Here is a 13,468-nt window from a genome sequence, read left to right as displayed (position 1 = left end):
TGATGCAGGTCAATTATCGCGAAGAAAGGAGTGGCCGACAAAATACAAAAAGCCCACGCAGGGCGTGGGCCGGGGGAAGGAAATCTGGGCAGGAGGACTAAACTACCAGGAGGGGGTCAGCTCCCGGGTCTGGATGAATTCGCGGATCTGCTGCATCTTTTCGAGGGGCAAATCGAGAAACTGCACGCCGACGCCAGCGGGGAGCTGTGGCTTGCAGGGCTCCGTTGCCGCATTTACCCAGGCGACCCGGGCCCTGCAGTGGAATGGTTCATCCAGGCCGGGGAGGCCGAATTCCAGGAACAGGGGGGCATTTTCCGCAAAGGGGCGGGTCGTCTCCAGGAAGAGGCCGCCGCTACTGATATTGATAGTGAAATGTTCGAGCAGGTCGTCCGGAGAACTGCCAAACCGGACTCGGAGCCGGGCATCGACCCGCGGCGCCATGCGCGCGGCAATCGCCAGAAAACGGCGGGCGGTTTCCATGAACTGGTGGCGGTTGATCGGCTTCAGCACGATCTCGTCGCATCCCGCCTGGCGGCAGCGCTCCAGGTCCTCCTCGCGCCCGCCGTGGGTCACCATCACCACCGGGGTGGAGGCCAGCTCGGGATCGGCCTTGATCTGACGACAGGCCTCGTCACCATCCAGTTGCGGCATGTAGAGATCCATGAAAACCAGGGTTGGGCGCTCGGCACGCACCAGGTCAACCGCCTCCTGGCCGTTACGGGCGATCAACAGCGTGACGCCCTCGCGGCGGAAAAAGGTCTTTTCCAGCTCGAGGAAGAGTTCGACATCGTCGGCCAGCAGAATCTTTATTGGGGGCATGGCGGGGACTCCTGGGCCGGGGGGACTTCCCCTTGTGCGCAATCGGAGGGGTCCCCCTGCAATTTGGCCAGCGCATGGGGAAGCGCCGGCAGAATAACCGTTAAATTCTCGCGCACCGCCTTGGGACTTCCCGGCAGGTTGACGATCAGGGTGCGGCCGCGCATTCCGGCCACCCCGCGCGCGAGCATGGCATGGGGCGTTTTGGCCAGGCTCGCCGCGCGCATCGCCTCGGCCAGCCCGGGGACGAGGCGATCGACCACCTGCAGGGTCGCTTCCGGGGTCACGTCCCGGGGGGAGAGCCCGGTGCCCCCGGTGGTCAGGATCAGCGCCAGCTGCTCCGTATCGGCCCAGGCCGCCAGGGTCTCGCGGATTGCGGCGCTCTCGTCGGGAAGGACCTGATAACGGACGACCGCGCCAAGGTCGGCAACCAGCTCCCGGAGCAGCGCACCACTTGCATCGGTGCGCTCACCGCGTGCCCCCTTGTCCGACAGGGTGAGAATACCGATGCGGAACTTTGCCGAGTTCATGCGGGGACCGCCACCACTTCGATCGGGTCGCCGCTGGCGACCGGGCCGCCATGGATGACGACGGCAAAAATCCCCTCCTTGGGCATGACACAATCTCCGGCCTGGTAGAAGATGGCACAGCGTTCGTGACAGATCTTGCCGATCTGGGTGATTTCGAGCAGGGCGCTCTTGCCGACCCGGAGGCGGGAACCGATCGGCAGGTGACAGAGGTCGAGCCCCTGGGTGGTGAGGTTCTCGGCGAAATCGCCCGGACCAACGTCGAGACCGGCGGCCTGCATCTTGGCAATACTCTCCAGGGCGAGGAGACTCACCTGGCGATGCCAGTCGCCGCCGTGCCCGTCGCCGGCCAGGCCGAACCCGGCCACCAGCTCACCCTGGCCGACATCCTGTTTCCGTTCCCCCTTGCCGGGGCTGGTACAGACCGCCACCACCAAACCCTGGCCGAGGGTTTCCGGCGCGCTCATCCGCCCTGCTTCTTCTGTTTGGCAAGGAGCATGCGGCGGGCATTGTTGGTCAACACCTGGGAGACCCCGCGGCTGGTGGAGAGATTTTTGAGGTCCTTGTCGGTCAATACGTTCATGTAGCGCAATGCCTTCGGGAGGGGAGTCTTCGGATGCAGGACCAGGGCTTTTTTGATTTCGTAATGCTTGACCCAGTCCTTGTTCAGGGTGATCAGGCGGATCAGCTCCTCATTGGCGCTCTTGTTCTTGGCGACGGCGAGGACTTCACCGTCCGTGATCCGCGGATTCTTCATCACCGCGGCAGAAACAAGCTTATTGGAATCTTTAAGGAAAATACTTCGCCACTCCTTGTCCCCGGACATCGCGATCTTGATCTTCTCCGAGACCCCCAGTTCCATGGCCTGCTGGTACTTGGAGAGATTCATCTCCTCTTCTTCGATCTCGCCGTCCCCTTCGCCGGGCTCTTCCCCATCGTCCGGGAGCGCATCGGGTCCCTCCGCGTCGAGGTCGGTCTCCGCATCTGCGAGTTCCCCCGCCACTGCGGCGGGAGCCTCTTCCTGCCAGCCGAGGCGGAACTTGAGGGCACGGTCGGACTTCGGGTTGGCGAGCAGCGCGGCAACGACAGCCGGCGCCGCCGCCAGGCGCTGGTCGTTATGGGCGACCAGGGACAGCACGCCCCCCTCACTGTGGCCGGCCACATAGACCAGGGTCGCATCGGCAATGGCCGGATTGGTCAACAGCGGTTCCATCACCGCAAGCTCGGTGAGACGCTGCCGGGCCACGAAGTCGAGGAGCTGGGGGTGCACGGAGGGGTCGCGCAGGGTCGGGCCGAGGACCGAGGCCGGCAATTCACGGAAGGTGGTCAGCGCGCGGGAGCGGATCTCTTCATCCCCGCCATGGCAGAGGAAAAACAGGACCGTCACCAGGTCCTTGCCGGAGAGCGGCAAGGCGCCCCGGGAGGCCATCAGGCGCACCTCCCGGGGCGCTTCCTTGCCAACAATCCGGGCCACATCGGGCGAGACCTTGAGCCGGACGGTTTTGCTGTCGTTACTCATGAACCCTCTGTCTAGGGACGTTTACTCACGGTCGCGGCAAGGCCCGCAGCCTTCGCCCTGGCCAGGGCCGCATCCGCGGCCTGGCGATCGGCAAAATCACCGAAGCTGAGTTGTTGCAGGGTCTCGCGCACCATGGCCGGTTCCTCTTCGACGCGAATCCCCTGGCGGTAGAGCTGGTCGGCAAAGCGCCGCCCCTTGTCGAGGATCAGGTAGGAGCCGGCATAGACGGTGGCCTGGCCATCGCGAGTCAGGATAAAGGCGTCAGGCGCCACGCTGGCCAGCTCGGCAACCTTGGCCGCAGCTTCCGCCGGAGCGTAACTGCCGACCTTGAGGCGGGTCATGGCCACTTCCCGTTCGATCGGAGTCCAGACCGGTTCGTAGCCGAGTTTACGCACGACCTTTTCGGCACTGGCGATCGACGATTGGAGCAGGTAAGCGCCGGAGCGGAGGGTGTACTCCCCCGCTGGCGCCGCCTGTGCCACCGGGGCCACGACCGGCGCCGCGGGGGGCGCTTCCTTCGCCGGGGCCGGGGCGGCAGGTTTGGCGACCGGCGCCGTCTCCACCTTTGCCGTCGCAGCCGGTTCCGGCTTGGCGGCCGGCTGGGCGGCCGGTTCTGCCTTGGCCGGTGCCTGCGCGGCGACCGGCGCCGGGTCCCGGGGGGCAGCCGGCGGGGCCGGCACCGTGACCGTCTGCTTCTTGGCGACCACCGCTGGCCTGGGCTCCGGTTCGGGAACGCCGCCGAGGAAGTAGAAGGCGGCCCCGGCCAGCACGATCAGCAACAGCAGCAGCAACAGGATGCGCCGCAGGGAATTCGACTTGGCCGGGGGCGGCTCGGGTTCGCTCTCCCACTGGAGGGGAGGTTCCTCGGTTGGCTCCGCCGGCAGCGGGGCCTCCGGCTCCAGGAATGTCTCCTCCTCCTCGAAAGTAAAATCGTCTTTATCCGCCATCGTTCGGACCCTCCTTGAAAAGAAATGGGAAATCAGGATTCTTTATTGCGTTCCGCCAGAATCTTTACCGTCAGGTGCGGCGGGACCTCTTCGTAGTGGGAGAACTCCATGGTGAACAGGCCACGATCCGAGGTCATCGACCGCAGATCCGGCGCGTAGGAGAGGACCTCGGACATCGGCACCTGCACGCCGATGACCTGGCTGTTCGCCTTGGGCTCGACTCCAAGAACCTTGCCGCGCCGCGAGTTCATGTCGCCAATCACATCGCCGATGCAGTCATCCGGCACGGTGATTTCCATGTTCATCAGCGGTTCGAGAAGAACCGGACTCGCCTGCTCCATCGCCCGCTTGAAGCCCATCGAACCGGCAATCTTGAAGGCCATCTCCGACGAGTCGACCGAGTGGTGCGAGCCATCGAAGAGGGTCGCCCGCACATCGACGACCGGGAATCCGCCGAGGTGACCATGATGCATCGCCTCCTGGATCCCCTTGTCGACGGCGGGGATGTACTGGCGCGGCACGACGCCCCCCACCACCTTGTCGACAAACTCGTAGCCGCTCCCGCGCGGCAGGGGTTCGATCTTGATGGTGACATCGGCGAACTGGCCGCGCCCCCCCGACTGTTTCTTGTGCCGATAGGACTGTTCGATCGTCTTCTTGATCGTCTCCCGGTAGGGGACCTTCGGTTCCTTCAGCTCGACTTCGGCGCCGAATTTGCGCTTGATCTTTTCGACCGCGACTTCCAGGTGGACCTGCCCCATGCCGGAAAGGATCAGCTCCTTGGTCTCCTCGTCGCGCTGCACCTGGATCGTCGGGTCTTCCTCGGTCATGCGCTGCAGGGCATTGTGGATCTTGTCCTCGTCGTTCTTGCTCTTGGCCTGCAGGGCAAAGGAGATTACCGGTTTGAGCGGCAGGGGGCTTTCAAACAGGATCGGCCTGGCGCCGTCGCAGAGGGTGTCGCCGGTGGCGGTCACCTTGAGCTTGGGGACGGCGACGATGTCGCCGGCCACCGCTTCGGCGACCGGTTTCTGCTTTTTCCCTTCCAGCTCGAAGATCTGCCCGATCCGTTCCATCGCCTCCTTGCCGGGGTTGTAGACCGAGCTGTCGGACTTGAGGGTGCCGGAGTAGACCCGGAACAGGGTGAGCTTGCCGGTGTAGGGATCGCTGATGGTCTTGAAGACCATCGCCGAGAAGGGGGCGGCCTCATCGGGCAGCCGTTCTTCCATCTCACCGCTCTTGGGATTGGTGCCGAGCTGCACCCCCTTGTCGAGGGGGGAAGGGAGACAGTGCACGATGTATTCAAGGAGCGAGCGGACCCCGATGTTGGCGGTGGCGCTGCCGCAGAGAACCGGGGTAAAGGTGCCGGTCAGGGTCCCCTCGCGCAGACCGCGGAGCACCTCATCCGTGCTGAGGGTTTCGGTTTCGAGGTACTTCTCCATCAGCTCGTCATCCGCTTCCGCAGCGGCCTCGACAAGCAGGTTGCGCAAGCGCTGCGCTTCGTCGAGGAGGTCGGCCGGGATCTCCTCCTCGCGGAAGGTTCCTTTCTCGTCGAACTCGAAAAAACGCGCCTTCATGAAGACCAGGTCGATAATCCCGCGGAACTCCTCGGCGCTGCCGATCGGCATGTTGACCAGCACGGCGCGGGTCCCGAGGCTTTTCGACATGTCATCGACGGCCTTGAGGAAATCGGCCCGCTCCCGATCCATCTTGTTGACGAAAGCAATCCGCGGCACCTCGAACTCCTGGCACCATTCCCAGATCTTCTGGGTCTGGGCCTTGACGCCGGAGATGGCGGAGACGATCAGGACCGCCCCGCCCAGGACGCGCAGGCAGTTGCGGGTATCGTGCAGAAAGTTGGTGTAGCCGGGGGTATCGACCAGGTGGAGGCTGTGCCCCTTCCATTCGCAGTGGTGCAGGCTGGAGCTGATGGTAATGCGGCGCTTGATCTCTTCGGGCTCGAAATCCATGGTCGAGGTGCCGTCATCGACCCGGCCGAGACGATCGGTCATGCCGGTGTTGAAGAGCATCGCCTCGACCAGCGAGGTCTTGCCCGCGCCGCCGTGCGCGACGATCCCGAGGTTCCGGATTTTACTGGTGTCGTACTTGCCCATGGTCACTCCTTTCATTCCATCGGAAGAGGAACTGGTGATACGGGACGGCTCGCAGCCAAATTGAAAGAGGGGGCCGCGGTCAAATCAATAATTCCAGGCAGACTTACGACCACCCCGTGGTCTCGCAAGGATGCCAGTTATTTCGATGAATTGGCGATGATCTTACCACCCGCCACCACGACTGTCAAAGACCCGGACGGTTGCGCTGGTAGAGGATCAGCAGCCCCTCCAGGGTGAGGTTGGGGTCGACCTCCTCGATGGTCTGCGACGCCGGCGCCAGCAGCCCGGCAAGCCCCCCGGTCGCGATCACCCGCGGCGTCTCCCGGGCCTCCTGGCACATCCGGGTGACAATCCCGTCGACCAGGCCGACGTAGCCGTAGTAGATCCCGGCCTGCATGCTGTTGACGGTATTCTTGGCAATCACCTGCGGCGGCCGCGCGAGCTCGACGCGCGGCAGCTTGCTCGCCCGCTGGAAGAGGGCGTCGGCGGAGATCGCCAGGCCCGGAGCGATCGCCCCGCCCTGGTACTCACCGCGCACCGAGATGTAGTCGAAGGTGGTGGCGGTGCCGAAATCGACGACGATCAGGGCGCACTTGTATTTCTCATAGGCGGCGACGGCGTTGACGATGCGGTCGGCGCCGACCTCGCGGGGGTTGTCATAGTGTATCGGCATGCCGGTCTTGATGCCGGGGCCGACAATATAGGGTTTACGCTTGAAATAGCCCTGGCAGAGCCCCTCCAGGGTCGTCAGCAGCGGCGGCACGACGCAGGAGATGATGACATCGCCGATGTCGCTGAAGTGGAGATCGGAGAGGCGAAAGAGCTCGTGAATCAGCATCGCGTACTCGTCGATGGTGCGCGACTTGTCGGTGGTCACCCGCCAGTCCCGGACCAGAGATTCTTCCTGGTAGAGACCGAGGACGATATTGGAATTGCCGACATCAATGACAAGCAGCATGGAAAGTCCGATCAGGTTCGGGTTGCAGACCTTAAAGCGCAAGGGGCCGCACGTCGCCGGCCAGAATCCGTTCGCAGCCGCCGCGGTCATCCTCCACCAGCAGGGCGCCATCACTGTCGATCCCCCGCACCGTGCCGCGGACCAACCGCTGCTGGCAATCGACCTCGACTGCAGAGCCGGTCAGCCGGAAGAAGCCTTCCCAGGCGCTGCGCACCGGTTCGAAACCGGACTGGAGGTATTCGGTGTAGAGGAGATCAAGGTGCTCCAGCAGACGGCGGGCAAAGGCGCTGCGGCAAACCGGGCGGCCACTCTCAAGGCAGAGCGAGGTGGCGGGATAACGCAGGTCGGCCGGGAACTGGTCAGCCGTCATGTTGAGGTTGACGCCGATGCCGAGCACGACATGGTGAATCCCCTCGGTCTCGGCCCGCATCTCGTTGAGCAGGCCGGCGACCTTGCGCCCTCCGAGCAGCAGATCGTTGGGCCACTTGACCTCCGGCGCCATCCCCGGCTCCGCGGCGATAGCGCGGGCGACCGCAACAGCGGAGAGAAAGGTCAGTTGCGGGGCATCCCAGGGAAGAATCGGCGGCCGCAGCAGCACCGACAGGTAGAGGTTGACCCCGGGCGGGGAGGCCCAGCGACGGCCCAGCCGCCCCTTGCCGAGACTCTGTTCCTCGGCGATCACCACGGTTCCTTCGACCGCCCCCGCTTCGGCCAGTTCCGTGGCCCGCTGGTTGGTCGAGTCGGTTCGTGCCAGCGACACGATCTCCCGGCCGATCAGCCGGGTGGAGAGGCCGGCCTGGATTTCGGCGGCAATCAGGGTATCGGGAGTGGTGAGCAGTCGGTAGCCGCGGGAGGGGACCGCCTCGATCTGATAGCCGAGTTCGCGCAGCACACCGATCTGCTTCCAGACGGCGCTGCGGGAAATGCCGAGCAGCGCGCTCAGTTCGGCACCGGAGACAAAGCTGTCGCCGCGGTGGTGAAAGAGGTCAAGGATCGCTTCACGGGGGGCGGGTCGTTCCAAGCAGGCTCCAGCTCTCAGCGAAAGAGCATCGAGATATCGACGGCGCGGGCGGAATGGGTCAGGGCGCCGACCGAGATCAGGTTGACCCCGGTTTCGGCGATCGCCCTTACCGTCTCGAGGTTGACCCCGCCGGAGGCTTCGGTAAGGGCCCGGCCGGCAACGAAATCGACCGCCTCGCGCAATTGTTCGAGGCTCATATTGTCGAGCAGGATAATCTCCGCCCCGGCCGCCACCGCCTCGGCAACTTCTTCGAGATTGCGGGTTTCGACCTCGATTTTCAGCGTGTGGGGAACCCGTTGCCGGGCCCGTTCCACCGCAATCGTGATTCCTCCGGCAGCCGCGATGTGATTCTCCTTGATCAGCACGCCGTCGTAAAGGGAGGTGCGGTGGTTTTGCCCGCCGCCCATGCGCACCGAGTATTTATCGAGGGCGCGCAACCCCGGAGTCGTCTTGCGGGTGTCGACAATCACCGCCCCGGTCCCGGCCACCGCTGCGACGAAAGTTGCGGTCTGCGTCGCCACGCCGCTCATCCGCTGCAACAGGTTGAGGGCGACCCGCTCCCCCTGGAGCAGAACGGCGGCCTCCCCCTTGAGCCAGCACAAGACCTCGCCGCTGCGAATCTGCTCGCCGTCAACCTTGAGATTTTCGCAGGCGACGTTGGCGTCAAGGAGCTGAAAGACCCGGCGAGCAACCTCGATGCCGGAGAGGACAAAATCTTCCTTGGCGACCAGTTCCGCACGCCCCGGGGTCCCCGGGTCGACCGTGGCACGGGTGGTCACATCACCCAGGCCGATATCCTCCTGCAGCGCGGTGCGGATAATACGTTCGATTTCAAACATCGGGCTCTCCGTCTAACATATTGAAAACGCCTCTTTAATAGCACGTTCGCGGCACGATCCGCAACACAAAAGCCGGCCGGGGACGGAGCGGCCATCACCCCTTTACAATTTTGCTGGATGTGCTACAAAGACGGTTCATCCTCTCCGCAGTTTCCGTCTCTCCCGCTTTCGAGGAGGCCGCGCGTGCGCCCGATCATCTTTGCCATCGTCTGCTGTCTCGCCCTTTCCAGTGCCGGCTGCGTCGGCAAGAGCAAATTCGAGGAGAAGGTGGCCGAGGCAAACCGGCTCGATCTCTCCCTTCAGCAGCTGACCGAGGACCATCGCCAGCTCGGCGAGGAGGCGGCGCGACTGCGGGAGGCCAACGCCGAGCAACAGCAGGAGCTGGCGGCCTGCAACAACCGCCTGGCGGCCCTCGACGCCGACCTGCAGCGTTCCCGGGATGACACTATGCGCCTCGAGACGGTCCTCTCCGACCGCAGTGCCCAGACCGGGGCCGCCATGGCCGAAATGCGCCAGACCATCGACCGCCTCGAAACCGCAAACCGCACCCTGAACGCGCAGCTGGAGACCGAACAGATCGCCCGGGATGCCCGCATCGCCCACATCAAGAACACCTACGACGAGCTGGTCGGCAAGATGGAGAGCGAGATCGCCCGCGGCGAGGTGACGATCTCCGAACTGCAGGGGAAACTGACCGTCAACCTGGTCGAGAGCATTCTTTTCGACTCCGGCAAGGCCGATGTCAAGCAGGCCGGCCTGGCAGTCCTCAAGCGGGTCGGCGATATCCTCAAGAAAGAAGTCGACAAGGAAGTCCGGGTCGAAGGCTATACCGACAACATACCGATCAGTCCGCGGCTGCAGCAGACCTTCCCCAGCAACTGGGAGCTCTCCACGGCCCGCGCGACCAACGTCGTTCACTTCCTCCAGGAGCAGGTCGGAATCCCCGGCGACCGCATTTCGGCCTGCGGCTTCGGCCCGTTCCGCCCCCTCGCCGACAACGCAACGGCAGCAGGACGTGCGCAAAACCGCCGCATCCAGATTGTCCTCGTGCCGTTGGAACAGCCGGCACCCCAGCCGATCGAATAAGGCGGGTCGTACCGCCGCCCCCACCGGAGGCAGCACAACACCGCCTCCCTCCCCGCCCCTCGGGGCAAGAACGCACGAAGGAGACGTTTCGAATGAGCCAGACCAATCCCCAGGTCCGCCTGGAAACCAGCAAGGGGGAGATTCTCCTCGAACTCGATGCGACCAAGGCGCCGGTGACTGTCGCCAATTTCCTTGCCTACGTCGCCGATGGCTTTTTCACCGGCACGGTATTCCACCGCGTCATTCCCGGCTTCATGATCCAGGGGGGCGGCATGACCGCCGACCTCAAACCGAAAAAGAATCGGGAGCCGATCAAGAACGAAGCGGCCAACGGACTGCAAAACCTGACCGGGACCATCGCCATGGCCCGCACCCAGGTGATCGACTCGGCGACCAGCCAGTTTTTCATCAACACCGCCGACAACGCCTTTCTCAATCACTCGGGGAGCTCACCGGCGGCCTTCGGCTATGCGGTCTTCGGCAAGGTGGTGGCCGGGATGGAGACGGTCCGCGCCATCGAACAGGTCCCGACCGGCAGCAAAGGGATGCACCAGGATGTCCCCCGGGAGGATGTCGTCATCCTCGCGGCGACCCTGATTTCCGACTGATCGCAACCAGATACAGGACAAGGGCCCGGCCCACCCCATGAGGTGGCCCGGGCCCTTTTTGTTGTTGGCTGCCGGTCCTTGTCCCGCCGCTTTCGATCTATGGTATAGTTGCCAAAATTTCAGGGGGTTATGGTGATCTGGCGGCAATTTCTGGGGCGTCTGTTCCGGGTCTATTACTATTTCAAGTTCTTCCCCTTCCGCAAGGAACGGCTGGCGCGCCGTGCCGCCGGGGTCCAGGACGGGTTTGTCGGCATCCAGATCGACGGCCTCTCCGGGCCGCACCTGCAACAGGCGCTCGACCGTGGCTACCTCCCCAATCTGGAGCGGCTGCTGCGGCGCGGGCATACTCTGCGCGACTACCGGGCCGGACTGCCGAGTACGACACCGGCGGCCCAGGCGGCCATTTTCCACGGCGTCGAGCGGGGGATTCCGGCCTTTCGCTGGTTCGAAAAATCGTCCGGCCAATTGATCAGCTGCAACGACCCGGACCATGTCCAGATCTTCCGCGAGCGCCTCCTGGCCGGCCATCCCGGTATCCTCGCCGGTGGCTCCTCCTACTCCAACATCCTGGACGGCGATGCCGAGCGCAGCGTCTTTACCGTTTCCTCCCCCCACCCGCAGACCCTCTTCGGCCGCTTCGGCGGGGTGCGGTTCCTCCTCGTCATCCTGCTGCACCCGCTGCGCATCTGCCGCATGGGAGCCGCCACGGTCCTCGAATATTTCACCAACCTCTACGATCGCTGGCATTTCCGCAAGCATCGTCCCTGGCGCCTCAACGAGGGGCTCTTCCCCTTTATCCGCATCTTCTGCAACGTCATCCTGCGCGAACTCCAGACCTTTGGAGTGATCGCCGATATTTACAGCGGCGTCCCTCGTATCTACACGACCTACAGCGGCTACGACGAGCTCGCCCACCACTTTGGCCCCGCCTCGATCCAGGCCCTGAAAAATCTCAAGTACACCGACAAGCGCATCGGCGAGATCATGCGCATGCTGCGCCATGCCCCCGGCGCCCGCTACCAGCTGGTCATCCTCTCCGACCACGGCCAGACCCCCGGCTACCCCTTCCGCGACCGCTTCGGCGCCACCCTGGGCGAGGCGATCAGCGCCTTTCTGCGGGAGAACCAGCAGGCCACCGTCTCCGGCGGTCCGTTGGATTTCATGCGCATGCAGCTCGGTTATTTGCAGGAGGAACTGGATGCAAGTCCCTCCGGCTGGCGCCAGCGCCTCTTTCGCCGGACCAAGAACGCCCTGCAGCGGCGCATCCGGGCACTGGTGCCGGAGACGATCAAGGTCGATCCGGATGGGGGTGTGGTGGTGACCTATTCGAGTTCCCTGGCCCACCTCTACATTACCGGCAGCCCGGCCCGGCTGAACCTGGAAGCGATCGAGGAAAGTCAGCCGTTACTGTTGCGCTTTTTGACCCATCATCGCGGCATCGGTTTCGTCATGGCCCGCAGTGCCGATGGCCGGGTCTGGATTCTGCACCGCGGTGGCCGCTGCGGCAGTCATTGCGACCAGGCGCCGCCGGCCGCAGCGCTCGAATTTCTGCGTCCCTACGGCAGACCGGAACAGCTCTGGCCGGAGCTGTGCCAGTTCGCCGCCAACGACAGCTGCGGCGACCTGGTCCTGTTCGGCGCCTATGACGGCGAACGCATCGCCTGTTTTGACGACCAGGTCGGTGGCCACGGATCGGTCGGCGGCGAGCAGTTGCAGCCTTTTCTCATCCTGCCGGCCGGCCACCCGCTGGGTCAGAGAGGGGATCTCGCCGGCTACCGCTTTCTCCACGATGCGCTCTTTGGCCCGATGACGACCCCGCGGCCTACCCCTTGACGCCGAGCAGGTACTTGAGATAGCGCCCCTCGGGAAAGGTGAGGGGATAGGGAAAATCGCCCGACTGTCCGCGCAGGCCGATCACCCGCAGCTCGTAGCCAGCGGCAAGGGCGCCGCGTCGCAATTCCTTGAGGTAGTCGGCGACGTCGACCTTCTGGTGGTTGGAGGAGGTGACCAGCAGCCCCCCCGCGGGGAGGAGCTGTAACGCCTTGGCGACCAGGGCCGAGGTGCCGCCGCGGGTGGTAAAGGTATTTTTGGCGGTAGTGGAAAAGGAGGGCGGGTCCATCAGCACCAGGTCGAAGCGCCGCCGCTCCGCCAGCAGTTGGTCAAGCACGGCAAAACAGTCGCCGACCATGAACTCGTGGCGCTTCGGATTGAGCCGGTTGGCGCCGAAATTCTCCTGCGCCCAGTCGAGGTAGCTGCCGGAAGCGTCGACACTGGTCACCCGGCTGGCGCCGGCGGCGGCCGCGGCGACGGAAAAGGCGCCGGTATAGGCAAAGAGGTTGAGAACCGTGCGGCCGGCCACCCGCCCCATGAGATCGCGACGATTCTCGCGCTGGTCGAGGAAGAGCCCGGTATTGAGCCCCGTCCCCAGCTCCACCAGGAAGGTCAGGCCGTTCTCGGTCACCGGCTGGCGCCCTGGTGCGGCGCTGCCAGCGAGGAGCCGGGCGACGTGCTTTTCCCCGCCGCTGGCCAGTTCACGGGTCTGCTGCGGGCGCCATTTTTCATAGATGCCGGCTGGCGCCAGAAGCTTCTGTAGCCCCTGCACCAGAAGCGGCAGGTAGGGTTGCCAGGCACCGGTAAAGAGCTGAATCATCAACCGGTCACGGTAGCAGTCCACGGTCAGGCCGGGGAGACCATCCCCCTCCCCATTGACCAGGCGATAGGTATCCGTCTCCTCCAGGTCGACATGCTGGCGGCGCAGAGCGAGGGCCGCGGCGAGGCGCCGCTCCAGCCAGGCGGCGTCGAGCTCCACCCGCCCCGGAGCGAGCACCCGGGCAACGATCCGCTCGCCGGGATCATAAAGAGCGGTCGCCAGCAGCTTCTCCCGTTCGTCGCAGAGTTCGATCAGGTCACCCACGTTGCCGGGCGACCAGCTTCTGGTAAAGCGATCGGCAATAACCCAGGGATGGCCGAGCTCCAGCATGCGCACGGTCTCGGCGCCGACAGTGCATTTTCGTCTCTTCATGGTCGATCCTCCCG

At 64.4% G+C, this 13,468-nt stretch carries 13 protein-coding genes; 3 read left to right on the top strand and 10 right to left on the bottom strand.

From position 1 onward, the window contains the following. Nucleotides 1-102: 102 nt before the first annotated feature. The 9 genes from DBW_RS06460 to nadC form a co-directional block, all read right to left on the bottom strand. Complete coding sequence (locus DBW_RS06460; protein ID WP_066725915.1) at nucleotides 103-819, bottom strand: TIGR02266 family protein; 717 nt, start codon at nucleotides 817-819, stop codon at nucleotides 103-105. After that, a complete protein-coding gene (locus tag DBW_RS06455) occupies nucleotides 807-1,346 on the bottom strand; it encodes a MogA/MoaB family molybdenum cofactor biosynthesis protein (protein ID WP_066725913.1) in 540 nt (179 codons plus the stop codon). The genes DBW_RS06460 and DBW_RS06455 overlap by 13 nt, the downstream gene beginning before the upstream one ends. Next, on the bottom strand, nucleotides 1,343-1,810 hold the full coding sequence (locus DBW_RS06450; RefSeq protein ID WP_066725910.1) for an MOSC domain-containing protein: 468 nt from the start codon (nucleotides 1,808-1,810) through the stop codon (nucleotides 1,343-1,345). Before DBW_RS06450 ends, DBW_RS06455 begins: the two co-directional genes overlap by 4 nt. Further along, a complete protein-coding gene (locus tag DBW_RS06445; protein WP_066725907.1) occupies nucleotides 1,807-2,862 on the bottom strand; it encodes a hypothetical protein in 1,056 nt (351 codons plus the stop codon). The genes DBW_RS06450 and DBW_RS06445 overlap by 4 nt, the downstream gene beginning before the upstream one ends. Before the next feature lie 11 nt (nucleotides 2,863-2,873). Continuing rightward, nucleotides 2,874-3,809 (bottom strand): hypothetical protein, encoded by a 936-nt coding sequence (locus DBW_RS06440; RefSeq protein ID WP_066725901.1) that lies wholly within the window; start codon nucleotides 3,807-3,809, stop codon nucleotides 2,874-2,876. A gap of 32 nt (nucleotides 3,810-3,841) precedes the next feature. Further along, on the bottom strand, nucleotides 3,842-5,920 hold the full coding sequence (gene fusA / locus DBW_RS06435) for an elongation factor G (protein WP_066725898.1): 2,079 nt from the start codon (nucleotides 5,918-5,920) through the stop codon (nucleotides 3,842-3,844). Nucleotides 5,921-6,104: 184 nt separating this feature from the next. Further along, on the bottom strand, nucleotides 6,105-6,878 hold the full coding sequence (locus DBW_RS06430; protein WP_066729703.1) for a type III pantothenate kinase: 774 nt from the start codon (nucleotides 6,876-6,878) through the stop codon (nucleotides 6,105-6,107). 31 nt (nucleotides 6,879-6,909) lie between these two features. After that, nucleotides 6,910-7,899 (bottom strand): biotin--[acetyl-CoA-carboxylase] ligase, encoded by a 990-nt coding sequence (locus DBW_RS06425; protein ID WP_157471801.1) that lies wholly within the window; start codon nucleotides 7,897-7,899, stop codon nucleotides 6,910-6,912. 14 nt (nucleotides 7,900-7,913) lie between these two features. Next, entirely contained in the window at nucleotides 7,914-8,738 is an 825-nt protein-coding gene (gene nadC / locus DBW_RS06420) for a carboxylating nicotinate-nucleotide diphosphorylase (RefSeq protein WP_066725893.1), read from the bottom strand. Between the two features lie 183 nt (nucleotides 8,739-8,921). Here nadC and DBW_RS06415 point away from each other — a divergent pair, with 183 nt between their 5' ends. The 3 genes from DBW_RS06415 (at nucleotide 8,922) to DBW_RS06405 (ending at nucleotide 12,265) form a co-directional block, all read left to right on the top strand. After that, complete coding sequence (locus DBW_RS06415) at nucleotides 8,922-9,824, top strand: OmpA/MotB family protein (RefSeq protein WP_066725891.1); 903 nt, start codon at nucleotides 8,922-8,924, stop codon at nucleotides 9,822-9,824. 92 nt (nucleotides 9,825-9,916) lie between these two features. After that, complete coding sequence (locus DBW_RS06410) at nucleotides 9,917-10,432, top strand: peptidylprolyl isomerase (RefSeq protein WP_066725888.1); 516 nt, start codon at nucleotides 9,917-9,919, stop codon at nucleotides 10,430-10,432. 129 nt (nucleotides 10,433-10,561) lie between these two features. Further along, on the top strand, nucleotides 10,562-12,265 hold the full coding sequence (locus DBW_RS06405) for an alkaline phosphatase family protein (RefSeq protein WP_066725885.1): 1,704 nt from the start codon (nucleotides 10,562-10,564) through the stop codon (nucleotides 12,263-12,265). Here DBW_RS06405 and DBW_RS06400 read toward each other — a convergent pair. Further along, the gene (locus DBW_RS06400; RefSeq protein WP_066725882.1) at nucleotides 12,255-13,454 is read right to left on the bottom strand and encodes a class I SAM-dependent rRNA methyltransferase; all 1,200 of its coding nucleotides are present in this window, start codon (nucleotides 13,452-13,454) and stop codon (nucleotides 12,255-12,257) included. The genes DBW_RS06405 and DBW_RS06400 overlap by 11 nt on opposite strands. Nucleotides 13,455-13,468: the final 14 nt, after the last annotated feature.

Source organism: Desulfuromonas sp. DDH964, from assembly GCF_001611275.1.
Classification (GTDB): Bacteria; Desulfobacterota; Desulfuromonadia; order Desulfuromonadales; family DDH964; genus DDH964.
The sequence above is the reverse complement of the archived record's forward strand: the minus strand, read 5'-3'. Positions and strand labels throughout refer to the sequence as shown.